Raw genomic sequence first — 25,546 nt, 5'->3', positions numbered from 1 at the left:
CGTTACAAGGCCAGCACGTTCACCGCGACATCCATGTGATGCGCGCCACCGCCCAGTATCATGCCGCGCAACAGCGACACGTCGCTGTAGTCGCGGCCCGTGGCGAGCGTCACATGATCCAGATCGGCCAGCACGTCATTGGTCGGATCGAGGTCGATCCAGCCGCTCTGCGGACAATGCACCGACACCCACGCATGCGAGGCATCCGCGCCGATGAGGCGCGGCTGTCCCGGCGGCGGATCGTTGCGCAGGTAGCCGCTCACATAGCGCGCGGGCAAGCCCAGCGCGCGCAAGCAGCCGATCATCACCTGCGAGAAGTCCTGACATACGCCATGCCGCAATTCGAATGCGCGCGAAGCTGGCGTATCGACCGACGTGGAAGAAGGCTTGTATTCAAAATCCGCGTGGATGCGGTGCATCAGATCGATTGCGCCCGCGACGAGCGGCCTGCCCGCAGGAAAGCTCGCCTGCGCATACTCGCGAAACGCGTGCGCCAGCGGGATATTGGGTGACGCATAACAGAACTCGCCCTGCGCGAGGAACGCCTCGCCTGCGTGATAGCGCAGCCGTTCCGCGACGGTTTCCCAAGGCGGCGTCGCCTCCGCATCCAGTGCGGTCCAGCGCGGCGTCAGGCGCACGGTGGTTTCGCTCGTCATCGAAAGACGCTCGTGCGGCGCGTCCAGCGAGAAGTACAGCACGTCGTTGCCGAATGAATCGACGCGGCTATGCACATACGATGGCACTGGTTCAATGCGTTCTGTATGCGAAATTACCTGTTGCCACGGACAGTGCAACGGCCGGATGGTCGCCAGGTGCTGCGCGATCTCCACCGGCGTCGAGTAGCGATAGGTCGTGCGGTGCGTCACCGCGAGCACGGTATCGTGCATGCCGATGTTCATGACGACACCTGCGCGGCCGGCGTGTTCGCGTGGCTGAAATAGCGCGCGCTCACTTCGTTGGACGCGGCGTTCATCGATGCAACCAGCCTGTCGCACAACCCAACCAGCGCATCATGGCGGCCGGCTCCGCGCGTTTCGCACAGCGTGGCGAGCGGCGGCAAGGCGTCGGCAGGCGCGAGCAGATCGGCGAAGCGCGTGGCTTGCAAGCGCCGTGCGCCGCCTGCCGCCGCCGCGATTTCCTCGAGCTTCACGCGCAAGCGCGCATGGACGCCGTATAGCCCGCGCGGGTTCGTCTGATCGACGACGATGAGATCGATCAACGCCGGCACTTCGAGTCTTCCCGGATATAGCGAGCGATAGGTCAGCGTGCTGTCGAACAATTGCAGAAGCAGGTCGAAGCCTGCGGGCGAAGCCAGCGTGCCGCATTCGGCGACCACGCGCAGGATGGTCGCCATCGTCGAAACGCGTTCAATATGCCGGCCGATGAACAGCAGGCGCCATGCTTCGTCGCGCGTCATGCGGTCGCCCTGTGCGCCGCTGATCGCGCAGAGCTGGGTCGCGAGATGTTCGAGCGCGTTCATCAGCAACACGCGATCGTAGCTGCGGCCGAGACGCGGGATGCCTTCGGGGCGAGACTCGTCGAGATCGAGGCGCACGAGCGCATCACGAAAGTCGTTGCGCGACGCGAGAATGACGCGCCAGTGATCGGTCGAGAGCCGGTCGCGAATCTCGCCGCCCACGCGCGCCTGATCCGCGAGATTGCTGCCGATGCTGGTGCCGATGCGCGTCTCCGGCAAGCCCGCGATCAACACGCGTTCGAATGCTTGTGGCGTGGCGCGCGCGAGCGTATCGCCCGACGGGATCAGGCCGCTTTGCGCGGCCAGTTCGGCCAGCGTCGGAAACAGTTCCTCGGCATCGCTTCCTTCGAGCATGCCGAGCAGCAGACGGCACAGGCGCACATTGTTTTCGGCACGTTCGCCGTAACGGCCGGCCCAGAAAAGATTCTCGGCCGCCCGGCTCGACACGGTCCGATGTTTGCGAAGATCGCCGGGCCGGATCGGCGTGGGACGCAGCGATACCGAACCGCCCGCCTGGCTCGACATCACCCAGGTATCGACGCTGCTGCCGCCGAACTGCATCGACACCGTCGCGCGATGGTCGGCCGCCAGCCGCGTGAAGCCGCCCGGCACGACGCTCCAGCCGCCCTCGGGATTGGCGACCGCATAGGCGCGCAGCACGCAGGGGCGCGAACCCAGCGCGCCATCGTGAAAGCGCGGCGCACACGAGAACGGCTGATGCGCCTGAATGGTGAAGACATCCGGCGCGCGCTCGATGCGCTCGCGCCAGTCCGCCAGCACCTGCACGCCCGCATCGATGCCCGGCGCTCGGTCCGCCTGCGCACCCGGCCAGGTCGGGGCGATGAGTGCGCTGTCGAATCGTTCGAAGGCCTCGCGACGGGCCGCTTCCTCGCCGCACCACCAGGTCGGCACGGTGGGCAGTTCGAGCGTCTCGCCGAGCAGGGCCCGCGCGATGCCCGGGAGGAACGCGTTCAATGCGGGCGATTCCGTGAAGCCCGCGCCCGGCACGTTCGACACCATCACGTTGCCCGCGCGCATGACCTGCAGCAGACCGGGCACGCCGATGCTCGAATCGGCGCGCAGTTCGACCGGGTCGCAGAAGGCGTCGTCGAGACGGCGCAGTACGGCATGCACGCGCGACAGGCCGGCCAGCGTCTTCAGATAGAGCTTGTCATTACGCACCGTGAGGTCCTTGCCTTCCACGAGCGTCACGCCGAAATAGCGCGCCAGGAACACATGTTCGAAATAGGTTTCGCTGAACGGGCCGGGACTCAGCAACGCGATGTGCGGCACGTCGTCCGCGCTGCTGCGGCCGCCTTCGTCGTCGCGCATCGTGGCGCGCGCGGCCTGCGCGATGGTCGCAATCAGCTGCGCATAGGACGCCGCGAGCCGGCTCACGCGCATCGCGCGGAACGGATCGGCGAACAGGCTCGCGACGATCAGCCGGTTCTCCAGCACGTAGCCCAGACCCGACGGCACCTCGGTGCGATGCGCGATCACGGTCCACTCGCCCGAGGGCGCACGCGCGAGATCGACCGCGACGATCTGCAGGAAGCGCCCGAGCGGCGGCACGAAGCCCTTCACCGAACGCAGATAGCCCGGATTTCCGAACACGAGCGCAGCGGGCAGCAGACCGCGCTGCAGCAAGGTCTGCGGGCCATAGACATCGGCGACGATGGCTTCCATCAGCCGCGCGCGCTGCGCGACGCCTCGCTCGATGCCCGCCCACTCCGCCTCGTCGATGATGAGCGGCAACAGGTCGAGCGACCACGCACGCGGCTTGCCGTTGTCGGCATAGACGTTGTAGGTGATGTCGTTGTCGCGCACTTGCTGGGCCACCGCGGCGACGCCGTCGTCGAGGCGCGCAATGCCCTGCTCGCCCAGCAGATCGAAGAACTGCCGCCACGGCTCGCGCAAGGCGCCCGAGGCAGCGCGCAACTCGTCCCAGTGCCCCGGCCGCCCCGGCAACGTGCGCAGCAGCGCGAGCGCATCGGCGCGGGCGGCGGCGATGTCGAAGGGCAAGGTCGATTGATAGGCCAAAGTCTTCCCGCTTATCTTTTGAATGATGAATGCATTTCAACGATAACGCAGGTCGAGCGTGAACGGAAATTCAAGGCTGCGTTCGCGCGCTTCGACGGACATCGTGCCGGGCGTGTGTCCGGTCGCGAAGAAGCGGGCGCGGCGGCGGCTTTCTGCTTCATAGGCGTTGACCGGGAAAGTCTGGTAGTTGCGTCCGCCGGGATGCGCGACATGGTACTGGCACCCGCCGATGGCGCGCCCCGTCCAGGTGTCGACGATATCGAAGGTGAGCGGCGCATGCACGCCGATGGTCGGATGCAGCGACGCCGCCTGCGACCACGCCCGAAACCGCACGCCCGCGACGTAATCGCCGACGCGTCCGGTCGGCTGCAACGGCAGCGTTGCGCCGTTCACGGTCACGACGTGCCGGTTGCCGTTCAACCCCAGCGCGCGCACCTCCAGCCGCTCGACGGACGAATCCACGTAACGCACCGTGCCGCCGGCGGAACCCTCTTCGCCCATCACGTGCCACGGTTCGAGCGCGTTGCGGATGGTCAGCGCGATGCCGTTGGTGTCGTATGAACCCACCAGCGGGAAACGGAATTCAAAATGCGGTTCGAACCAGCTGCGCTCGAAGGCGAAGCCGGCCTCGCGCAACTCGGCGAGTACGTCATCGAAATCCATTTGCACGAAGGTACTGAGCATGAAGCGGTCATGCAGCTCGGTGCCCCAGCGCGTCAGGCGCGTCGTGTAGGGCGTGTCCCAGAAGCGCGCCACCAGCGCGAGCAGCAATAGTTGCTGCACCAGACTCATGCGCGCATGCGGCGGCATTTCAAAGCCGCGCAGTTCGAGCAGCCCGAGCCTGCCGGTGGCGCCCTCCGGCGAATACAGCTTGTCGATGCAGAATTCCGCGCGATGCGTGTTGCCCGTCACGTCGATCAGGATATTGCGCAGGATGCGGTCGATGAGCCACGGCGGCACCGCCGCACTGTCGCGCCCGCCGAGCCGGTCCAACTGATGCTGCAATTCGGCGAACGCCAGCTCGAGTTCGAAGACCTGGTCGTTGCGCGCCTGGTCCACGCGCGGCGCCTGGCTGGTCGGCCCGATGAAGAGACCCGAGAACAGCATCGACAGCGAAGGATGATTGAGCCAGTACGCGATGAGGCTGGCGAGCACATCAGGACGCCGCAGGAACGGGCTGTCCCCGGGCGTGGCCCCGCCGAGCACGAAGTGATTGCCGCCGCCAGTGCCGGTGTGGCGGCCGTCGAGCATGAACTTCTCCGGGCTCAGGTAGGTCTCGTGGGCAGCCGCGTACAGGAACTCGGTGTGCTCGACGAGTTCTGTCCAGTTTGCCGCCGGATGAATGTTCACTTCGATCACGCCCGGGTCCGGCGTGACCTGCAGCATCTTCAGACGCGGATCACGCGGCGGCGGATAGCCCTCGACGATCACCGGCATGGCGAGATCGGCGGCGGTCGATTCGACGGCGGCCAGCAGGTCCAGGTAGTCATCGAGCGCGGTCAGCGGCGGCATGAACACGTGGATCAGCTTGTTGCCGTTGCCGAGTTTCTCGAACGCCTCGGCTTCCGCTTTGGGTCCGGCGGCGCGCGCCGGATCGCGTGCTTCCACGCAGAGCGCCGTGCGGAGGGTGTCGGCGGCGGATTGACCGCGCCGGGGAAGGCCTGCACTCGCGCCGCTGGTCGAAGCACCGCTTTCGCCCCGAGCGACCGCGTCCGCCGAGCCGGTATTTTGCATGCCTGATGCAACATCCAGATCGGCATATTGCATGCGTAATTCCGTTGCCGTACGCAGCGGCACGGGCGGAGCGAAAGGGTCGTGCTGGTGCTGCCACGGATAGTCGGCCTGCGAAACCCAGGGCAGCGACTCCAGCGGCAAGCGGTAGCCCATCGGCGAATCGCCGGGGATCAGATACATGCGCTCATCGCGGAAAAACCACGGACCGCTCGTCCACACGCCGGGCTGCAACGCGGGGCCTTCGTCGCGGGAAATGGGCAGCACATAGCCGGTCACGGAAGGCAGACCGGCGTCGAAGACCCGGCGCAGGCGCGCGCGTTCGAGTTCGTCATCGAGACGCGAGTCGAACGGATCGACGTTCACCGGCAGCCGGCGCTCGCGCCACAGGTAGTACCACGTGTCCTCGTAGGCGGGCTGAACGTATTTCGCATCCAGCGAAAGCTTGCATGCAAGATGCCGGATAAAACGCCCGGCATCGTCGGAGGTAAAAGACGCCGGCTGACGCTCGTCCGCGAACAACGCTGGATCGTGCCAGCAGGGCTCGCCGTCCGCGCGCCAGAACAGGGAAAGCGCCCAGCGCGGAAGCTGTTCGCCCGGGTACCACTTGCCTTGCCCGATATGCAAAAAGCCGCGAGCACCGTACTGCGCGCGCAACTTGTCCATCAGCGACACCGCGTAGGCGCGCTTCGTCGGACCCAGCGCATCGGTGTTCCATTCCGGTGCATCGCGGTCGCGCACCGACACATAGGTCGGCTCGCCGCCCATCGTCAGGCGCACATCGCCTTCGTCCAGCTTGACGTCCACCTGCTCGCCCATGCGCAGCACGGCCTGCCAGTCTTCCTCGCTGTACGGCTTGGTCACGCGCGGCGTTTCCAGCACGCGTGCGATGGACATCGTGTGATCGAACGCCACTTCGCTCTTGTCCACCGCGCCGGAGACGGGCGCGGCGCTGTCGGGCTCGGGCGTGCAGGCGACGGGAATGTGGCCCTCTCCCGCCAGCAGGCCCGAGGTCGGATCGAAGCCGATCCAGCCCGCGCCCGGCAAGTACACCTCGCACCAGGCATGGAGATCGGTGAAGTCGACTTCGGTGCCGCTCGGACCATCGAGCGATTTCGTGTCCGGCGCCAGTTGCAGCAGGTAGCCCGATACGAAACGCGCAGCCAGCCCGAGATGCCGCAGCGCCTCGACCAGCAGCCAGCCGGAATCGCGACACGATCCCGCCGCCGTTTCGAGCGTTTCCTCCGGCGTCTGCACGCCGGGCTCCATGCGGATCAGATAGCGGATTTCATTCGCCAGCCGCTGGTTCAGCGCAACGAGGAAATCCACGGTCGGCTGCGGCGTGCGATCGATACTTTCGACGAAAGTCGCAAATCGCGGCGTCGGCTCGCGCTTGACCATGTACGGCGCGAGGTCGTGCAGCAATTCCGGCGCATAAGCGAACGGAAATTTTTCCGCAGCCGGTTCCAGAAAAAAGTCGAACGGATTGTAGACGGCCATCTCGGCGACGAGATCGACCGTCACCTTGAACTCGCGCGTTTTCTCGGGAAACACGAGCCGCGCCTGGTAATTGGCGAACGCGTCCTGCTGCCAGTTGATGAAATGTTCTTCGGGTTCAACGCGCATCGAATACGACACGACCGGCGTACGGCAATGCGGAGCCGGCCGCAGACGCACGACTTGTGGCGAGAGACCGACGAGCCGGTCGTAACGATAATGCGTGACATGGTTCAACGCGACACGAATGGACACACCGCACTCCTTTGTTCAAATCGAATGACGCCGCGCACCGAAAAAGACGGCCCGCGCGCTCGTGCTAGTCGTGGAAGCCTTCTCGCCCGCGCGGCACGAAGCTTGCGCAAAGCTCCGCCGCCAGCGCCCGCAATCTCCATCCCGCGCGGCTTTACTCATACCGGCCACACGATGAAAACCTTCCACTGCAACCGTTGCAATCAGCTTGTTTTTTTCGAAAACACGCATTGCGAAAAGTGTGGCGCGCGACTCGGTTACATTCCCGAGATCAATCAGATCAGCGCATTCGACGAAACCGAAGACGGCCGCTGGCGCAGTCTGCATCCGCTCGCGAATGATCAGCTTTATCGGCCGTGCCACAACTACGCCGTCGAGAACGTCTGCAACTGGGTCGTTCCTGCCACCGATGAGGACACGCCCGCGGATGCCTTGTGCTGCTCCTGCCAGCTCACCAGCGTGATTCCCAATCTGTCGAATCCAGATAACCGCGTCTTCTGGTATCGCATCGAAGCGGCCAAGCGCCGGCTGCTCTATACCTTCGCCGAACTCGGCCTCGAAGTTGTCTCGCGCCAGACCGACCCCGAGCGCGGCCTCGAATTCCAGTTCCTCGAAGCTGATTCGCAAGGCCACGGCGTGATGACCGGGCACAACAACGGCATCATCACGCTCAACGTCGCCGAAGCCGACGACGCGCATCGCGAGAAAACGCGCGCTTCGCTGCACGAGCCGTATCGCACGCTGCTCGGGCATTTCCGGCACGAGTCCGGACACTATTTCTTCGACCGGCTGATCGCCGATACCGGGCGCATCAACCCGTTCCGTACGGCCTTCGGCGATGAACAGGCCGACTACGCCGCCGCACTCGACCGCCACTATCACGAAGGACCGCCCGCGCAGTGGGAGGACAACTTCATCAGCGCTTACGCGACGATGCATCCCTGGGAAGACTGGGCGGAAACCTGGGCGCACTACCTGCATATCGTCGACACGCTCGACACGGCGGTGTCCTGCGGCCTCGTGCTCGTGCCGGACACGCCGGACGAGCCGACGCTCACCGACCAGACGCCTGTCGAGGACGCCAGCTTCGATAACCTGATGAAGCGCTGGTATCCGCTGACCTATGTGCTCAATAGCCTGAATCGCAGTCTCGGCATGCCGGACGGTTATCCGTTCACGCTTGCGCCTCCGGTCCTCGACAAGCTGCGCTTCGTGCATCGCGTCGTCGCGGCGGCGGCCAAACGCTGAAGCCCAAGGCACGCGTTCAGCCCTTGCTCTGCGATTGCGTCTGGGTTTGCGACAGCGACAGCGTCTGGGACTGGGACTGGGACTGGGACTGGGTCTGCTCAGGCTCAGTCTCAGGCTCAGGCGCAATCGGCAACAGGAATTCGCGGCTCACCCGGCCCGCCAGGTCATTCACGCGCGCAAGGAAACTGACGAGGTAGGCATGCAATCCGGCTTGCAGGATGTCGCCGATCCGCCCGTTCCTCAGTTCCGCGCTCAACTCCGCCGCCAGTCGCCCGGCATCCGTGTCGCGGCCCTTCGTGACCTGCGCGATCAGCTGCTCCACTTCGGCGATGCTCGCGGCAAGCGAACGCGGCCAGTCGCCATACAGGATCAGCAGTCCGGCAACGCGCTCCGGCGTGATGACATCGCGATACACCCGCCGATACACCTCGAAGCCCGACACCGAACCCAGCACCGCCACCCAGTGGTGATAGTCGAACGGCTGCGCGGCGGTATCGTCGCGTTGCTCCATCATCTCGAACTTCACATCGAGAATCCGCGCCGTATTGTCCGCGCGTTCGATGAAAGTCCCGAGACGCATGAAATAAAAAGCATCGTCCTTCACCAGCGTGCCCAGCTGCACGCCGCGCGACAGATGCGAGCGGAACTTCACCCATTCGAAGAAGGTATAAGGCTCGCGTTCGAGAATGCCATCGGCGAGCATGCGCTGACCGTCGAGCCAGGTCGTATTGAGCGACTCCCACAATTCGCTGTTGGTGGAACTGCGCACGGCGCGCGCATTCTCGCGCGCGGCCCGCAGGCAACTGATGATCGACGAAGGATTGGAGAGGTCGGCCGCCATGAAATCAATTACGTCACGGCTCTTCATGCCATGGTGCGCCGCTGAATAGATCCCGCTCAACTCCGATATCGACAACATCGCGCGCCAGCCCAGTTCCGCGTATTCGTCGGACTGCGGCAGGAGCGAAAGCTGATAGTTCGCGTCGAGCATCCGGGCAGTGTTTTCGGCGCGTTCGGTATAGCGCGCCATCCAGAAGAGATGATCCGCGGTACGGCTCAGCATGGGTGTTCCCGGTGGTTTGTCGTTGTCTTCAATACCGCATGGCGTGCCATGCTCAAGCTTTCGTCAGTGAATGTTCTAGCGCTCCAGTACCCACGTGTCCTTGGTTCCGCCGCCTTGGGACGAATTGACCACCAGCGATCCTTCACGCAACGCCACTCGCGTCAGTCCGCCCGGCACCATGCGCACGTCGGTACCCGAGAGCACGAACGGACGCAGGTCGATATGACGCGGCGCAATGCCCGCGTCCACGTAGGTCGGGCAGGTGGACAGCGCCAGCGTCGGCTGCGCAATGTACTTCTCCGGATGCGCCTCCAGCACCGCGCGAAATTCCGCGATCTGCGCCGTAGTGGACGCGGGTCCCACCAGCATCCCATAGCCGCCCGCGCCGTGGGTTTCCTTCACGACGAGTTCGGGCAGATGATCGAGCACATACTTGAGATCGTCGGGCTTGCGGCACATCCAGGTCGGCACGTTGTTCAGTATGGGTTCTTCACCCAGATAGAAACGCACCATGTCCGGTACGTACGGATAAATGGACTTGTCATCGGCAATGCCGGTGCCCACTGCATTGCATAGCGATACATTGCCCATCCGGTATGCGTCGATCAGACCCGGCACCCCGAGCGCCGAATCCTGACGGAAGACGAGCGGATCGAGAAAGTCGTCGTCCACGCGACGATAGATGACATCGACCCGCTGCGGTCCCTGCGTGGTGCGCATGAAGACCTGATGGTCATCGACGAACAGATCCTGTCCCTCGACCAGCTCCACGCCCATCTGCTGGGCCAGGAACGCATGCTCGAAATACGCCGAGTTGTACATGCCGGGCGTCATCACGACGATGGTCGGATTCCCGGCGGCGGCGGGCGCGGCGGCGCGCAAGGTATCGAGCAGGAGATCCGGATAATGCGCGACCGGCGCCACGCGATTGCGCGCGAAGAGATCCGGAAAAAGCCGCATCATCATCTTGCGGTTCTCGAGCATGTACGACACGCCCGACGGCACGCGCAGGTTATCCTCCAGCACGTAGAACTCGCCCTGTCCCGCGCGCACGATATCGATGCCGGCGATATGCGCATAGATGTCGCGCGCCACGTTCACGCCGCGCATCTGCGGCCGATACTGCGCGTTGCCGAGAATCTGCGCCTCGGGAATGATGCCCGCGCGGATGATGTCCTGCTCGTGATAGATGTCGTGAATGAAGCGATTGAGCGTATTCACGCGTTGCCGCAGGCCGCGTTCGAGCGCGCGCCATTCATCGGCGGGGAAGATGCGCGGGATGACGTCGAAGGGAATCGTGCGCTCGGGAATGATGCCCGGCACGTCGCTGGTGCCATACACCGCGAAGGTGATGCCGACGCGCCTGAAGTTGAGATCGGCTTCCGCACGCTTGATGTCGATCTGCTGCTCGCTTTGCACGGTCAGCCAGTTCATGAAGTCGCGGTAATGCGTGCGGGGATCGCCCGCCGCGCGAAACGCCGCTGCCGGCATGCCCCGCGCTTCGAGATCGTTGCGCTCGAACATCTCGTTGAAGAATGCTTGCGTCATAACCGGTCTTCCATATGAAGTGCAAGCCGGGGTGGCGGTGCCCCGGCGTTCGTATTTCTGGTTGCACTCCCGCAATGCCTGAAGAGCCTGAAAGACGCGGCGCGCCGGTCATACCGGTCACGCCGTTAGGCGACCTCGAAGCGAGATGCGTGCAGGTAAGTCGACTCAGCAAGGTCGATCGTACCGCGCATCGTTTGCGTGGGCAGCCCAGTGCCGAATACAAAAAAGCAACTTCAATGCCAATCGATAAAACGGTTTGGATCCTCGTAAAAACTCGCAAGCCGATAAACTCGATGCCAACTCATGCACCAGAACGACGCGCCGTCCGGGTCCATGCCGCAAGACAGTGCGCGCCCCACCGGTATGATAGGCGTCTTCCAGCAAGCCGAACGACGCCATGAACACTCCATCCGAAGCCGCTCCCCGTCCCGCGTTGCGCGAACTCACCCTGCTCGAAGCGCGCGTGCTTGGCGTGCTCGTCGAGAAACAGCATACGGTGCCAGACACGTATCCGCTGTCGCTGAATTCCCTGACCTCCGGTTGCAACCAGAAGACTGCGCGTTCTCCCGTGATGAACGTCAGCGAAGACGAAGTGCTGACGACCATCGACGGTCTCAAGCGGCTGAGCCTCGTGATCGAGGGCAGCAGCAGCCGTGTGCCGCGCTTCGAACACAACGTCAACCGCGTGCTTGGCGTGCCGAGCCAGTCGGTCGCGCTGCTCGCCACGCTCTTTCTACGCGGACCGCAAACGGCCGCCGAACTGCGCGCGAATAGCGCCAGACTGCACGCGTTTGCGGACATATCGTCGGTGGAAAGCTTTCTCGATGAACTGGCCGGCAACGAACCGCCCCGTGTCGTCAGGTTGCCGCGCGTGCCCGGTGAGCGCGAAAGCCGCTGGATGCACTTGCTGTGCGGCGAAATCGGCGTGAGCGCAAGCGAGCCTTTTGCGCGCGAGGCGCAAGGCGGCGAAGGCTTTTCGGCTTCGGAATTCGAAGCGCTCAAGTCGGAACAGAAGCGGCTGGCTCACGAAGTCGTGCAATTGCGTGCAATGGTCGTGCGCATGGCCGGCGAACTGGGCATTGCACTCGATCAACCGTCGCCGGATGCCTGATCCATCGGGTTGCGCTCATGCACGAACCGCTTGTCCCGGCACCGCTCGTGTTTCGCGACGACGGCACGCCCTGGTCGCCCCGTCATGACGACATCTATCACAGCGCCGCCGGGGCGTTGTCGCAAGCGCGCCATGTGTTCCTGAACGGCAATGGCCTGCCCGAACGATGGCGCGGCAAGCCGCGCTTCGACGTGCTGGAGACGGGCTTCGGCATGGGCATCAACTTTCTTGCGACCTGGGCCGCGTGGCGCACCGATCCTCAACGTCCCGCGTCTCTTCACTTCATTTCGGTGGAGAAGCATCCGTTCAGTGCCGCCGACCTGCGCCGCGCGCATGCGGCAATCATCGACGATGCCTCCGTCATGCCCTTGGCCGACACGCTCGCGGCCGCGTGGCCGGTGCTCGTGACGGGCAGTCACCGGATTGAACTGGAACAACGCGCAGTGACGCTCACGCTCGCTTTCGGCGATGTGATCGATGTCATGCCGCGCCTGAAGCAGGACGGCACGACAGCGGACGCGATCTATCTCGACGGCTTTGCGCCTGCCAGAAATCCGGACATGTGGACGCCTGCACTGTTCGCCTCGCTAGCCGCCATCGCAAGCGACGACGCCAGCTTCGCCACTTATACGAGCGCGGGCCAGGTCAAGCGCGCGCTGCTTCAGAACGGTTTCGAATATCGCAAGGTGCGCGGCTTTGGCGGCAAGCGCGCGATGCTAGTCGGCAAGCGCGCATCGGTTAGCGATGAAATTGTTTTGTAATCTTTGCGGTTGTCAATCACGACCGAAAGCTATCAGTAATACAGCTTTTTCCGTTCATCTCTTCTCTGAAGCTCCCGGCAATATTCCGGAATATCCCGGATAATGCGCACCCGTTGGCGGCGCGGTCCTCGCTTCGATCGGCGAATCGAATGGCGCGGACGCGGCGGCACGTTCTTGTCAGCGCAGATTCACGAGGAGAAAGGTCTTGGAACCCGATAACGATGCGCCACGCAGCCCCTGGCTGTGGATTGCGCTACTCATTCCGTACGTAGCCTTGCTGTGGCTGCCGTTCTATAACGACACCCGTCCTTCAATCGGCGGATTCCCATTCTTCTACTGGTATCAGTTCTTGTGGGTGCCGCTCACGTCGCTCCTGCTTTACGTCGTGTACAGGGGCCTCAAATGAACGATCTCACTCCAGTCGATCCGCTCGCGATGGGCATCTTCATCGCGTTCTTTGCGCTCGTGACCATCGTCGGCTTCTTTGCCGCGCGCTGGAAACGCGGCGATCTCACCCAGTTGCACGAATGGGGCCTCGGCGGCCGTCAGTTCGGCGTGGTGATCTCGTGGTTCCTGGTCGGCGGCGATTTCTATACGGCCTACACCGTCATTGCCGTGCCCGCGCTCGTCTATTCCGTAGGCGCGTACGGCTTCTTCGCGCTGCCCTATACGATCATCGTGTATCCGTTCGTCTTCGCCGTCATGCCGAAGCTATGGAAAATCGCGCATGCGAAAAACCACATCACCGGCGCCGATTACGTACAGGGCGAATATGGCGGCAAATGGTTTCCAGCAGCCGTGGCAATAACCGGCATCGTGGCCACGATGCCTTACATCGCGCTGCAACTGGTGGGCATGCAGGTCGTCATCAAGGGGCTCGGCGTGACGGGTGAACTGCCGCTCATCGTCGCGTTCGTGATCCTCGCGCTCTATACCTACACGAGTGGCCTGCGCGCGCCGGCCATGATCGCCTTCGTGAAGGACATCATGATCTATATCGTGGTGATCGCCGCCGTGTGGCTGATTCCGGCCAAGCTGGGCGGCTATGGCCACGTCTTCGACGCCGCCGATCAATACTTCAAGGCGAAGGGCGGTCCGACCGGCATCATTCTCAAGCCCGGCCAGTTCACCGCCTATGCATCGCTCGCGCTGGGTTCGGCGCTTGCCGCGTTCATGTATCCGCATACGATGACCGCGGTGCTGTCGTCGTCGTCCGCCGCAACCGTGCGCAAGAACGCGATCTTCCTGCCCGCCTACACGCTGCTGCTCGGCCTGATCGCCCTGCTCGGCTATATGGCGATTGCCGCAGGCATCCACGTGAAGTCCGCTTCAGACGTGGTGCCGGCGCTGTTCGGCACGCTGTTTCCGTCGTGGTTCGTCGGCTTCGCGGCGGCCGCCATCGCGATCAGCGCGCTCGTGCCCGCCGCCATCATGTCCATCGGCGCCGCGAATCTCTTCACGCGCAATCTCTGGCGTCCGCTCGTCTCGCCCGACATGACGCCGGCTTCGGAAGCATCGACGGCCAAGGTCGTGTCGCTGGTCGTGAAGTTCGGCGCGTTGCTGTTCATCGTGTTCCTGCCGACGCAATATGCCATCGACCTGCAATTGCTCGGTGGCGTGTGGATCCTGCAGATCTTCCCGGCCATCGTGTTCACGCTCTTCACGCGCCGCCTGACGACGCCGGGGCTGTTCCTCGGGTGGCTCTGCGGCATCGTGCTCGGCACCGGACTCGCCATCTCGCAAGGACTCAAGCCGGTCTATGTGCTGCATGCCGGCGACGCCAGCTGGCCGCTGTACATCGGCATCATCGCGCTGGTCGTGAATGTGATCGTGACCTTCGCGGTGTCGCTGGTCACGCGACGCACCGCAGTCGCCGCCGCCTGATTCCACATCAGCGGCATGAAGGAGCCCGGCCCCGCACAGGCGCCGGGCTCTTTTTCATCCACGCGCCGATACGAGTCGCGGTGATACCATCGACGTCGACTCCATTCCGATGCCCTGCGTGTCATGTCCTCCATCGCGAACCAGGTGTTCGCCCCTAATGCGCTTTCCATCGGCTTGACCTTGCCGATCACCGGCGACCACCAGAGCGTGGTCGACTTCAACGAGCAGATCGAACTCGCGCGGCTGGCGGACCAGTTGGGCTTTCGCGCGCTCTGGGTGCGCGACGTGCCGCTCAACAGCGCCGATTATCCGGACCCCGTCGGACACCTCGACCCATGGGTGCTGTTGGGTGCGCTCGCATCGAATACACAGCGCGCAGCGCTGATCAGCGGCGCGATCGTGCTGACGCTGCGGCATCCGCTGCATGTCGCCAAGGCGGCGTTCTCGGTGAATGATCTGTCGCGCGGACGCTTCGTGCTTGGCGTGGGCTCAGGCGACCGGCCGCCGGAATATGCCGCATTCGGCCGCGATCCGGAGGAACGGCGCGAGTTGTATCGACGGCATTGGGACACGCTTGCCGCGGCCGTTGCCACGCCTTCGACCGTCATCCCCGATCACGCAAGCGATGCCGCGCCCGAGTTCTATTTGCTGCCGCGCCAGGCCGCGCCCATTCCGTTGCTTGCCGTGGGGTCGGGCGGCCAGAGCGTGGACTGGATCGCGCGCCATTCGATCGGCTGGATGACCTATCACCGCGAACCGCAAGCACAGCGCGGCCGCTACAGCATGTGGCGCGCGGCCGTGGAGCGCGCGGCGGGCGGTGCGTTTCGCGCCTTCGGTGTGGCGATGCGCCTCGAACTCGCCGACGATCCCGCCGAACCGGCGCACGAGCTTGCGCTGGGCTATCGCACCGGGCATCGCGCGCTGATCGACATCCTGCAACGGATGCGCGACAACGGCACGCATCATGTCACGCTCAACGTGACGTCAGAGCGGCGGCCTGCGCGCGACATCATCGAGGAACTCGCGGCCAGCGTGCTTCCGCAGTTTCATCACTGAACCCACGGCTTATCTTCAACGAGACCATGACCGCATCCGACGCCACTCCCGATCTTCCGCCGAGCGACGATATCGTGTCCCTCGGCGCCGTTGCGCTGTCGCGCGCGATTCATTCACGCGCGGTTTCATGCGTCGAGGTCATGCAGGCTCATCTCGCGCAAATCGACAGGTTCAATCCGGTGGTCAATGCCATCGTGGCATTGCAGGACAGGGACGCCTTGCTCAGGCAAGCCGGCGAGCGTGACACGCAACTGGCCGTGGGCAACAGCCTCGGGCCGCTGCACGGCTTTCCGCAAGCGCCGAAAGATATCCTGCCGGTTGCGGGCATGGTCACGAGCAAGGGCTCGCCTATCTACGCCGGTGAAGTCAGCCAGACCGATGCGGTGATTTTCGAGCGCATGCGCGAAGGCGGCGCGCTCTTCGTGGGCCGAACGAATTCGCCGGAATTCGGCCTGGGCGGCCACACCTATAACCCGGTGTATGGCACCACGCGCAATGCATTCGACCCGACGCGCTCCGCCGGCGGCAGCAGCGGCGGCGCGGCTGTTGCCGTGGCGTTGCGCATGCTGCCCTGCGCGGATGGATCGGACATGATGGGCTCGCTGCGCACGCCGGCCGCGTTCAACAATGTATTCGGCTTTCGCACGACGCCCGGATGCGTGCCCTATGCGCCAAGCGACGACGTGTTCTTCCAGCAATTCAGCGTGGCGGGCCCGATGGCGCGTTCGATACCGGACCTTGGCCTGCTGTTGTCCGTGCAAGCCGGCTTCGACGCCCGCGCGCCGCTTTCACGCAGAAGCGAACAACCCGCCGACTTCGCACACGCGCTGGAGTGCGACATGCGGGGCAAGCGCATCGGCTGGCTTGGCGACCTGAACGGACACTTGCCGACCGAGCCGGGCTTGATGGCCACCTGCGAAGCGGCCTTGCGCCATTTCGACACCATCGGCTGCGTGGTGGAAGCCGCGCGCGTGGAGTTCGATCCGGAACGCCTGTGGCGCGCCTGGATCGATCTGCGCAGCTTGACGTTTTCAGGAACGAACGGCCCGCTCTGGCGCGACACCGCTAAACGAGCGCTGCTCAAGCCCGAGGCGGTATGGGAGATAGAACGCGGCCTGAAGCTGACAAGCGAAGACATTTCGCGCGCCGTGCGCGAGCGGTCCGCATGGTATCAGGCGATCAATACGCTATTCGAACGCTTCGACTTCCTGGTGATGCCTTCGGCCCAGGTCTTTCCGTTCGATGCCTCACTCGACTGGCCTCATGCCATTGCCGGGCGCAATATGGACTCGTATCACCGCTGGATGGAGACGGTGGTCCCCGCCACGATGGCTTCGCTTCCCGCACTCAGTGCGCCTGCCGGCTTCAATGCGGACGGCTTACCGGCGGGCTTGCAGATCATGGGACCGGTGCAGCAGGATCTCGACGTACTTCGGCTTGGGCTTGCGTATGAACGTGCAAGCAACTACGCCACACAACGGAGCCCGTTGCTTGACCAGCTGACTTGACCGGGTCAAGCCACGGCGCGCTGCGCGGCTCTTTGACTGGTACCGGGCTCGGCACGGTCCGACAGCTTCGGGGCCTTCTTCGCGCCGCTCTTGCGCGCACGCTTCGCACCCGCGGCGCGCGAAGCCGATGCGGCTCTGCTCGAGGCAGGCTTGTCCGCCGCCGCGTCGATCAGATAGACACTGCGGTCCGGCGCATTCTTGATCCACGCGGGCGCTCGCGCATGACCGCTCCAGGTAGCGCCCGATTCAGGATCGCGATACTTCGGCGGCAGCTTCGTTCCCTGACCTCTGCCGGTCCTGGCTGATGTATTCCGCGAGCCGGCAGGACGGCCGCGCATCTTTCCCAACCCTGCCTTGACCAGATCCGACATGGTCAACCCGTACTCTTGCATGAGCGCGCGGATACTGGCGATAGCCTCCAGTGACTTTTCCTCGCGCAAGGCATCCGCGCGACGCTGCAATTCCTGAATCTGGTTTTCCAGCTGCGCCAGAGTAGCCATTGTTCCTCCTGAAACATGAAGCGGCCTTGGAACGACACCTAGAGCGACACTTGAAGCGGCCACGTGGCCCGGTCAAGCAGCGACAGTCCATGGCTTGTCTGAGGCTGCGCCATAACTTCGGCATAACCTTGCAATCCTGCGAAGTTGTGCTGCAGGAAATCTTATCCGGCGCACGCCGCGGCGATGCGCTCATGCTCAAAAGATTACCTTTATCGCGCTCTGACGAGGCACTAGACCAGCCTGTTCTTACTTCATCCGGTCTTTATCAAGCGCCCGATGTCGAGCTGCCGATCAGACGAATGAACAGGACGCGCAATCCTGGTGCAACGTCTTCTCTATAGTTGGGACGCGCGCCTGTCCTGAGATGACTTTCGTCATCCGACGGCGAGCGCCTCTTCTTCCGGCTCCAGCGGCGTGACCATGACTGCCCGGGCGAGGATCATCGCGCCGCTGTTGAGGGGTATCGACCTGCCGACCCGTCTTGGCCGGTACACCGGCTGACCGCGCCGGATCGCCTGTCCGCTCAATGCGCACGTGCCGCGCTTGCGCGCCGTGCAGAGCGACCAGACCTGCTCGGAATAGTTGAAGGAGGTGGGATCGTGCCAGGACAGCGCAAGAGTCGAAGCGCTCAGGCGTTCGAGCACGCGAATGTTCACGCGGCCAGTCTCGTTGTCCGGCGCAAAGCTGCCTCTGACCGGCACCTTGCGCACCAGAGTTCGCGTCAGGGACGCGGGATTGTCGGCTGCCTCGGACAGCCGGCCCGATTTGTCGAGCATGGCCAGGGTACGGCTCCAGGGATCCATCATCGATGGACTCTTCATGTTCCGCTCCTGTTCGCGACGACGCGCACCGCAACAGCGACCGGGTGAACGTTGCCGATGTGATGACGGGAATGCGAGACACGTTCCGCTTGCCGAGCCGGATTGTCGCGCTAGTGAATTCGCCCAATGAACCGGGCGACACTGCCGCTTAGGATTATCGTTCCTAGAGTAGTACACATGGACCGTGTTTTGTTTCCATTTTTCCTGAAATACATGTTCGCGAACGCCATCGCTTACTCAAGTGCGACGCGCTCAGGCTTTTGCAAGCCAGGCCATCTCAAGCAAACTTCGTTTGAACGAACGGACGTTCGCCGCCAGGCAGGCTCAAGGCGGAATTCTTCACTTGAATGAAGTAAGGAACATCCGGCGATCCAGACAGGTTTCGCTTTCGATCCGGAGTGCGCGCATGCGTCGATTTCTGACACAATAAAACCGGCGCCCTGGACACTCCTGTCGGATCATGACAAGCAAGCTCCCGATCCATGCAAGCATCTCTGCGGACCGTGCGTCCGTCAGTTTCGTTGCGTTTTCCCGCGAGCAGGCCATTCAGTGCAACATCACCCGCAAGGCGCTGGAGCAATGTTTCTGGGCGCCCGCCGGCGCTAGCGACGAGCGTCTGCTGAAAGCCTTGAGCGATGGCTATGAACGCATCAGCGCGCGGGTACACCGGAAGTTTCTTGCTCATCCGGCCAGTGCCATTCACCTCGACGTCATCGACTTTGCTTCGTGAGGCAAACCGCTCAAGCGCACGCCATGCATCCGTCTAGCGCGCCGCCTGGGTTGCCTTGCGCATCTTTGCCACGTCGTCCGGCGCGACCGCCGGCGTATTGTTGTTCCACGCGCCGCGAATGAAGGTCAGCACGTCGGCGATCTGCCGGTCATTCAGGACCGGTGCATAGCGCGGCATCGGATAAGGCGCGGGGACGCCCTGAAGGACGATATCTTCCGTGCCGTTGAGCGTGACGTTGATCAGCGACGACGCATCCTTTTCCAGCACATTCGGATTGCCCGCGAGCGGCGCCAGCATTGGTGCGAAACCACGTCCGTCCACGCCGTGGCAATGCATGCAGTACGCCGTATAAACACGCGCCCCCGCGTCCGAAGCGGCCGGCCGCGTGAGCGAAACGCGCGTCGCCCTGGGATCATACGAATACGCCGGCGCGCCCGTGCCGCCTGCTGCCGGCAGGGATTTCAGATACTGCGCCATGGCGGTGATGTCGGCATCGTCCATATGTTGCGTACTGTTGTTGATGACGCTCGTCATCGAGCCGAATGCCGAGGCATGCGCGTTGGCGCCCGTTTTCAGAAACGTGGCGACATCCTGTTCCGACCAGCGGCCGATGCCCGTGTTGTGCTCGCCGGTCAGGTTCGAGGCGAACCAGTTATCGAGCGGACTGCCGGTCAGGAACGCGCTGCCGCTTTCATCGAGGGCTTTTTCCTGGAACGCGATACCGCGCGGCGTATGACACGAGCCGCAATGTCCCAGCCCCTGAATCAGGTAAGCGCCGCGATTCCACGCGACATCCTTGCCCTGCTTGTTCTGATACACGCCGTTCTCAAGGAATACCATATTCCATAACTTGAGCGGCCAGCGCATGTTCATGGGCCACTTGATGTCCGCTTCGCGATTCGCCTGCTTCACCGGCGTGACGCCATGCATGAAGTACGCATAGAGCGCGTGCATGTCGTCGTCGTTGATCTTCGCGTACGACGGATAAGGCATCGCGGGATAGAGGTTATGACCATCCTTCGCCACGCCCTTGCGCAAGGCGCGCGCAAAGTCTTCTTCCGTGTAACGGCCGATCCCGGTTTCAGGGTCCGGCGTGATGTTGGTCGAATAGATGGCGCCGACGGGCGTCATCATCTTCAGGCCGCCCGTGAGCGGCTTGCCGCCTGGAATCGAGTGACACGCGACACAGTCGCCGGCTTTCGCGAGATAGGCGCCGCGTGCGACGAGCGCGTCGTTCGCCGTATCGGCGGCAGTGGCAGCGGAGGGCGACAGGCAGAAGGCCATGCCTGCCGCATACAGCGCCGCGAACAGAGGCTTGAATGCGTTCTTCATGGACGGGCTCCCTCAGGCGCTGCGCAACTGGCTGCCGACCGGTAGCTGCCTCAGCCGCTTCCCGGTTGCCGCGTAGATCGCGTTGGTGATGGCCGGCGCGAGCGCGGCCGTCCCGGGTTCGCCGATACCGCCAGGCGCTTCGGTGCTCTTGACGATATGCACTTCCACCGGCGGCGTTTCATGAATGCGCAGGATGCGATAGTCGGTGAAATTGCTTTGCTCGACGCGGCCGTCCTTGATCGTGATCTCGCTATAGAGCGCCGCCGTGATGCCGAAGATGATGCCGCCCTGCACTTGCGCTTCGATCGTGTTCGGGTTCACGGCCATGCCGCAATCCACGGCGCACACGATGCGCTCTACCTTGACCTCGCCTTCCTTGTCGACGCTCACATCGGCGACGATCGAAAAGAAGCTGCCGAAGGCGTGCATCACCGAGACGCCGCGTCCCTGACCTTGCGGCAGCGCATGTTGGCCCCAGCCGGCCGCCTGCGTCGCGACATCGAGCACGTTGCGCGCGCGCGGCGACTTGCCCAGCAGGTCGCGCCGGTACTGGACCGGATCGGCCTTGGCCTGCGCCGCGAGTTCGTCGATGAAACTCTCCACGACGAAGGTGCCGCGCGTCGGTCCCACGCCGCGCCAGAAGGCAGTGGGGACATCATGCGGTTCGAGCCGCACGTAATCGATCAGTTGATTGGGCAGGTCGTAGGGGAGATCGGCCGCGACTTCCACGGCGTCCGGATCCACGCCATTCTTCACGGCAGGCGGCGCGAAGCGCGCCAGCACCGACGACCCGACGATGCGATGCGTCCACGCAACCGGCTTGCCGTTGGCATCGAGTCCCGCCGAAAGCTGGTCGTAATAGCACGGACGGTACATGTCGTGCTGGATGTCTTCCTCGCGCGACCACGTCACCTTGACGGGCACGCCCAGCGCCTTGCCGATCTTGAGCGCCTGCGTCGCCATGTCGAATTCGAGCCGTCTGCCGAAGCCGCCGCCGAGCAGATGGTTGTGCACGACGATCTTGTCGGCGGGCAAGCCCGTGGCCTGCATGCCGGCATCGCGAACCCGCGTGGGCACCTGCGTCCCGAGCCAGATGTCGCAGCCGTCCGGGCGCACATGCACGGTGCAGTTGATCGGCTCCATGGTTGCATGCGCAAGCAAGGGCTGGACGTACACGGCATCCACGCGCGTCTTCGCACCCGACAATGCATTGCCGGCATCGCCCTCCTTGCGCGCGACGGCGCCGCTGCGCTGCGAGGCCTGCGCCATGTCGTCGACGAGTTGTCGCGTGGACAGCTTCGCGCCCGCGCCTTCGTTCCATTCGACCTTCAGCGCAGCCGCACCGCGCTTCGCGGCCCACGTGTGATCGCCGACGACCGCGACGCCGTTGTCGAACTTGACGACCTGGCGCACGCCCGGCACTTTCTTCGCGGCGCTGTCGTCGAACGACACGACCGTGCCGCCGAAGACCGGGCAGTTGACGATGGCGGCATACACCATGTCAGGCAAGCGCACGTCGAGACCGAACATCGCGGTGCCGTCGACTTTCTCGGGCGAGTCGAGCCGCTTCACCGGCGTGCCGATGATCTTGAAGTCCTTCGGATCCTTGAGCTTGATGTCCGTGGGCACGGGCATCTTCGCGGCAGCTTCGGCGAGATCGCCATAGCTTGCGCTGCGCTCGCCCGATGCATCGACCACCTTGCCGCTCTGCGCCTGACACGACGCCGCATCGCATTGCCACTGCTGCGCGGCTGCCGCGACGAGCATCATGCGCGCGGCCGCGCCGGCTTTGCGCATAGGCTCCCACGCATAGCGTATGGACGTGGAGCCGCCCGTCAGCTGACCGCCCAGCAGCGGGTCGGTAAAGAGCTTTTCATTCGGCGGCGCGTGATCGATCGTGACCTGATCGAGCGGCACCTCGAGTTCCTCTGCGATCAGCATCGGCAGCGACGTATAGACGCCCTGGCCCATCTCGACCTTCGGCATGATGAGCACGACCTTGCCGCTCTTGTCGATCTGCACGAAGGCATTCGGCGCGAACACGCCGTCCTGCGGCGTCTCGACGCCATCGCCGCCGATCACCGACTTGCCCTTGCCTTGATCCTGGCTCGCGGCGGGCAGGCTGAAGCCGACCAGCAGTCCGCCGCCCGCGGCCACGCTCGCCGTCACGCCCCACTTGAGGAATGCGCGGCGCGAGAAGCCGGTACGAGCCGCATGTCGGCCCGCCTCGATCAGTCCTTGCGACATTTCACGCCTCCTTCGCTGCCTGTTTGATGGCGGCGCGAATGCGGTGATAAGTGCCGCAGCGGCAGATGTTGCCGGCCATGGCGGCATCGATGTCGGAGTCGCCAGGATCGGGTACGGTCGCGAGCAGGGCCGTGGCGGACATCACCTGCCCGGACTGACAGTAGCCGCATTGCACGACATCGAGCTTGCGCCAGGCCGCCTGCACTTTCTTGCCTGCGGGCGTGTCGCCGACTGCTTCGATCGTCGTGATCTTGCGCTCGCCGACTGCCGCCACCGGCAACACGCAGGAACGGACGGCGACGCCGTCGAGATGAACCGTGCAGGCGCCGCATTGCGCAATGCCGCAGCCGAACTTGGTGCCGGTGAGTCCGACGAGATCGCGCAAGACCCATAACACGGGCATGTCGGGCGGGGCATCGACCGTATGAGTCTGGCCGTTGATATCAAGTGTGGTCATGAGCGGCTCCGGCTTAAGAGTAGAAATGGCGGATAGCGCAAATGGCCGGCTGCGGGGAGACAGCCGGCGTGAAATCGAGCGGAAAGAGCTAGCGGATTGTAGCCTCGCTTTTTAAAACAAGCTCGACAGGCGGCACGCGCAATCGCTCCCGACCATTATCGACTTGCCTTAATCTCCGCAGCCCTATTCTCTTCGATATTCCTTTGAGGCTTGTGTAAGCGTTGGCTTTGAACAAACTCAAAGGTTTCAAGCAAAAAAGAGGGTTAGTTGCAATGCAAATTAGTCCGCGCCGATAACATGCGATGACTAAGCTTTGCTTAGAGCAGACAGCGTTTCCTCAAGCAGCGCGCGCAATCGCGCGACTCGCTTGAGGTCGCGGTGATAACCCATCCATACGTCGCGGCCCGGCGGTGTTTCGCCAAGGTCGCAGCGTTTCAGGCGGACATCGGCATCGCCGAGCGGACAGGGAAGCACCGCGAACCCTGCACCGGACGCGCACATCCGCGCCTGGGCATCGCGATTGTTGCTGCCGAAGACGATCCTCGCGTTAGGCAGCGCGCGCTTGACCCACAGCACGTCCGGCAAATGATCGAAGGCGCTGTCCATGCTGATGAGTGTCTGCCCTGTTCCATCGCCCAGGGAAGGTTGTGCGAGATCGCGGCGTCCGTACAGTGCGTAATCGATATGCATGAGCTTGCGCTGCACCACATCAGGCTCATCGAAGGGCGTGATGCGGAACACGAGGTCCGCCTCGCGACGCGCAAGGTTATAGCGGCGCGCATCCGTCACGAGCTCGATCTGCACATCCGGATGCTTGGCGAGAAAGCGCGCGAATACCGGCGTCAGCACATGAACCCCGAACCAGTCCGACGACGAGATGCGCAGCAAGCCGGTAAGCGACGCTTCCTGTCCGGCCAGCGCGCGCGTGAAGCTTAGCGCCTCTTCTTCCATGCGCTCGGCATGCGACAAGACCGCCGCGCCTTCATCGGTCAGCACGAAGCCGTCGCTCGTGCGCTGGAACAGCACATGACCCAGCGTTTCCTCCAGCGCGCGCAGGCGGCGGCCCATGGTGGGCTGCGTCTGGCCTGTCGCGCGCGCCGCGGCGCCGAGCGTGCCGCTTCGCGCGATGGCGAGGAACACACGCACGTCGCTCCAGTCGAGATCGGGTCCATTCATTTTTGTATGATCGCCGTGCGAATCTGTGGATTTACATGCTTGCCTGCATGACTGAGTATGAGCGCAACAAAACCAGCGTTCAACCTCTCAAGGAGCTCGCGATGCCCACCATGCACGCACTTGTTCTGAACCGGCACAACGGCCCGCTCGAACTCGTCGACATGCTTCGTCCCGAACCCGGCCCCGGGCAAGTACTTGTGCGCATTGCCGCAAGCGGCCTCAATCCGCTAGATACCAAGATTCGTGCAGGCGCCGCAGAGCATGCACGGCATCCGCTGCCGCTCGTGCTGGGCATCGACATCGCGGGCATCGTCGAAGCAGTCGGACCCGGCGTCGATGCCTTCAAACCCGGCGATGCCGTGTATGGCATGACCGGCGGCGTCGGCGGCATACAGGGTTCGCTCGCGCAATACGCCTCGGTCGATGCCGCGCTGCTCGCCCACAAGCCCGCGAATCTCTCCTTGCACGATGCGGCCGCCCTGCCGCTCGCCTTCATCACCGCTCATGCGGGCATCGTGGACCGTGCGCGCGTGCAGGCCGGACAGACCGTGCTGGTCCAGGGCGGTGCCGGCGGCGTGGGACACGTCGCCGTGCAACTTGCCCGGGCTCTGGGCGCACAGGTGTTTGCCACCGCCAGCCGGAAGGATCACGCCTTTATCGAAAGCCTGGGCGCCACACCGATCGATTACAAGACTGTGAGCGCCGAACACTACGTCGCCGAACATACCCAAGGCGCCGGTTTCGACATCGTGGTGGACACGGCCGGCGGCGCCTCGCTCGACGCATCCTTCGCAGCGGTCCGGCACTTCGGCCATGTCGTCAGCGCACTCGGATGGGGCAATCATGCGCTGGCTCCGCTGTCCTTCCGTGAAGCAAGCTATTCGGGCGTGTTCACGTTGTATCCGCTATTGACCGGAGAACATCGCGCTCATCACGGTGAGATGCTGCGTGTAGCCGCGCGACTCGCTGAAGCGGGCAGGCTCGCGCCGCGCGTGGACCCGCGCCGCTTCGATCTGCATGGCGCGGAAGCCGCGTATGAAGCCTTTCTGAGCGGTGCAGCGCAGGGAAAGATCGTGGTGGACGTGGATGCTCAACTGAGTTCCTGAG

At 63.8% G+C, this 25,546-nt stretch carries 20 protein-coding genes; 9 read left to right on the top strand and 11 right to left on the bottom strand.

Annotation, left to right across the window (positions count from 1 at the left end; translation table 11 throughout):
* Window positions 1–2: 2 nt before the first annotated feature.
* From QCE62_RS23385 to QCE62_RS23375, 3 genes are read right to left on the bottom strand one after another with little or no spacing between them, the layout of a single operon-like run.
* The gene (locus tag QCE62_RS23385) at window positions 3–899 is read right to left on the bottom strand and encodes a transglutaminase family protein (protein WP_309923663.1); all 897 of its coding nucleotides are present in this window, start codon (window positions 897–899) and stop codon (window positions 3–5) included.
* Window positions 896–3,517, bottom strand: coding sequence for a circularly permuted type 2 ATP-grasp protein (locus QCE62_RS23380; RefSeq protein ID WP_309923662.1), 2,622 nt, complete (start codon window positions 3,515–3,517; stop codon window positions 896–898). The genes QCE62_RS23385 and QCE62_RS23380 overlap by 4 nt, the downstream gene beginning before the upstream one ends.
* Window positions 3,518–3,553: 36 nt before the next feature.
* On the bottom strand, window positions 3,554–7,000 hold the full coding sequence (locus QCE62_RS23375) for a transglutaminase family protein (RefSeq protein WP_309923660.1): 3,447 nt from the start codon (window positions 6,998–7,000) through the stop codon (window positions 3,554–3,556).
* Window positions 7,001–7,171: 171 nt separating this feature from the next.
* On the opposite strand from QCE62_RS23375, the gene QCE62_RS23370 reads away from it, so the two are divergent.
* Window positions 7,172–8,245 carry a putative zinc-binding metallopeptidase gene (locus QCE62_RS23370; protein ID WP_309923659.1) on the top strand — a complete coding sequence of 358 codons (1,074 nt, stop codon included), beginning with the start codon at window positions 7,172–7,174 and terminating at the stop codon, window positions 8,243–8,245.
* A gap of 16 nt (window positions 8,246–8,261) precedes the next feature.
* Here the strand turns inward: QCE62_RS23370 and QCE62_RS23365 are convergent, their stop codons facing one another.
* Window positions 8,262–9,308, bottom strand: coding sequence for an alpha-E domain-containing protein (locus QCE62_RS23365; protein ID WP_309923657.1), 1,047 nt, complete (start codon window positions 9,306–9,308; stop codon window positions 8,262–8,264).
* Window positions 9,309–9,383: 75 nt separating this feature from the next.
* A complete protein-coding gene (locus QCE62_RS23360; RefSeq protein ID WP_309923655.1) occupies window positions 9,384–10,856 on the bottom strand; it encodes a circularly permuted type 2 ATP-grasp protein in 1,473 nt (490 codons plus the stop codon).
* A gap of 397 nt (window positions 10,857–11,253) precedes the next feature.
* On the opposite strand from QCE62_RS23360, the gene QCE62_RS23355 reads away from it, so the two are divergent.
* The 6 genes from QCE62_RS23355 to QCE62_RS23330 all read left to right on the top strand — a co-directional run bounded on the left by QCE62_RS23355 (window position 11,254) and on the right by QCE62_RS23330 (window position 17,176).
* Window positions 11,254–11,967, top strand: coding sequence for a YceH family protein (locus QCE62_RS23355; protein ID WP_309923653.1), 714 nt, complete (start codon window positions 11,254–11,256; stop codon window positions 11,965–11,967).
* A gap of 17 nt (window positions 11,968–11,984) precedes the next feature.
* Window positions 11,985–12,728 (top strand): tRNA (5-methylaminomethyl-2-thiouridine)(34)-methyltransferase MnmD, encoded by a 744-nt coding sequence (mnmD, locus tag QCE62_RS23350; protein WP_309923651.1) that lies wholly within the window; start codon window positions 11,985–11,987, stop codon window positions 12,726–12,728.
* A gap of 205 nt (window positions 12,729–12,933) precedes the next feature.
* A complete protein-coding gene (locus QCE62_RS23345; RefSeq protein WP_309923649.1) occupies window positions 12,934–13,134 on the top strand; it encodes a DUF3311 domain-containing protein in 201 nt (66 codons plus the stop codon).
* Window positions 13,131–14,612 (top strand): monocarboxylate uptake permease MctP, encoded by a 1,482-nt coding sequence (gene mctP, locus QCE62_RS23340; RefSeq protein ID WP_309923647.1) that lies wholly within the window; start codon window positions 13,131–13,133, stop codon window positions 14,610–14,612. Before QCE62_RS23345 ends, mctP begins: the two co-directional genes overlap by 4 nt.
* A gap of 123 nt (window positions 14,613–14,735) precedes the next feature.
* The gene (locus QCE62_RS23335; protein WP_309923644.1) at window positions 14,736–15,668 is read left to right on the top strand and encodes an LLM class oxidoreductase; all 933 of its coding nucleotides are present in this window, start codon (window positions 14,736–14,738) and stop codon (window positions 15,666–15,668) included.
* 26 nt (window positions 15,669–15,694) lie between these two features.
* Window positions 15,695–17,176, top strand: a complete 1,482-nt coding sequence (locus tag QCE62_RS23330) for an amidase (protein WP_309923642.1) — start codon at window positions 15,695–15,697, stop codon at window positions 17,174–17,176.
* A 5-nt stretch (window positions 17,177–17,181) separates the two neighbouring features.
* On the opposite strand, the gene QCE62_RS23325 is transcribed toward QCE62_RS23330, so the two are convergent.
* Entirely contained in the window at window positions 17,182–17,676 is a 495-nt protein-coding gene (locus tag QCE62_RS23325) for an H-NS histone family protein (RefSeq protein WP_309923640.1), read from the bottom strand.
* A gap of 374 nt (window positions 17,677–18,050) precedes the next feature.
* Window positions 18,051–18,497 (bottom strand): DUF3331 domain-containing protein, encoded by a 447-nt coding sequence (locus tag QCE62_RS23320; protein WP_309923638.1) that lies wholly within the window; start codon window positions 18,495–18,497, stop codon window positions 18,051–18,053.
* 460 nt (window positions 18,498–18,957) lie between these two features.
* Here QCE62_RS23320 and QCE62_RS23315 point away from each other — a divergent pair, with 460 nt between their 5' ends.
* The gene (locus QCE62_RS23315; RefSeq protein WP_309923637.1) at window positions 18,958–19,227 is read left to right on the top strand and encodes a DUF1488 family protein; all 270 of its coding nucleotides are present in this window, start codon (window positions 18,958–18,960) and stop codon (window positions 19,225–19,227) included.
* Window positions 19,228–19,260: 33 nt separating this feature from the next.
* On the opposite strand, the gene QCE62_RS23310 is transcribed toward QCE62_RS23315, so the two are convergent.
* From QCE62_RS23310 to QCE62_RS23295, 4 genes are all read right to left on the bottom strand, one after another.
* Window positions 19,261–20,559, bottom strand: a complete 1,299-nt coding sequence (locus QCE62_RS23310; RefSeq protein WP_409017903.1) for a c-type cytochrome — start codon at window positions 20,557–20,559, stop codon at window positions 19,261–19,263.
* A gap of 12 nt (window positions 20,560–20,571) precedes the next feature.
* The gene (locus tag QCE62_RS23305) at window positions 20,572–22,806 is read right to left on the bottom strand and encodes a xanthine dehydrogenase family protein molybdopterin-binding subunit (protein ID WP_309923635.1); all 2,235 of its coding nucleotides are present in this window, start codon (window positions 22,804–22,806) and stop codon (window positions 20,572–20,574) included.
* 1 nt (window position 22,807) lies between these two features.
* A complete protein-coding gene (locus QCE62_RS23300; RefSeq protein ID WP_309815769.1) occupies window positions 22,808–23,263 on the bottom strand; it encodes a 2Fe-2S iron-sulfur cluster-binding protein in 456 nt (151 codons plus the stop codon).
* Window positions 23,264–23,569: 306 nt separating this feature from the next.
* Entirely contained in the window at window positions 23,570–24,439 is an 870-nt protein-coding gene (locus tag QCE62_RS23295) for a LysR family transcriptional regulator (RefSeq protein ID WP_309923632.1), read from the bottom strand.
* A 101-nt stretch (window positions 24,440–24,540) separates the two neighbouring features.
* Here QCE62_RS23295 and QCE62_RS23290 point away from each other — a divergent pair, with 101 nt between their 5' ends.
* Window positions 24,541–25,545, top strand: a complete 1,005-nt coding sequence (locus QCE62_RS23290) for a zinc-dependent alcohol dehydrogenase family protein (RefSeq protein WP_309923631.1) — start codon at window positions 24,541–24,543, stop codon at window positions 25,543–25,545.
* The last annotated feature ends 1 nt before the right edge of the window (window position 25,546 follow it).

It is taken from the genome of Caballeronia sp. LZ033 (assembly GCF_031451265.1).
In the GTDB taxonomy this organism is placed as follows: Bacteria; Pseudomonadota; Gammaproteobacteria; order Burkholderiales; family Burkholderiaceae; genus Caballeronia.
The sequence above is the reverse complement of the archived record's forward strand: the minus strand, read 5'-3'. Positions and strand labels throughout refer to the sequence as shown.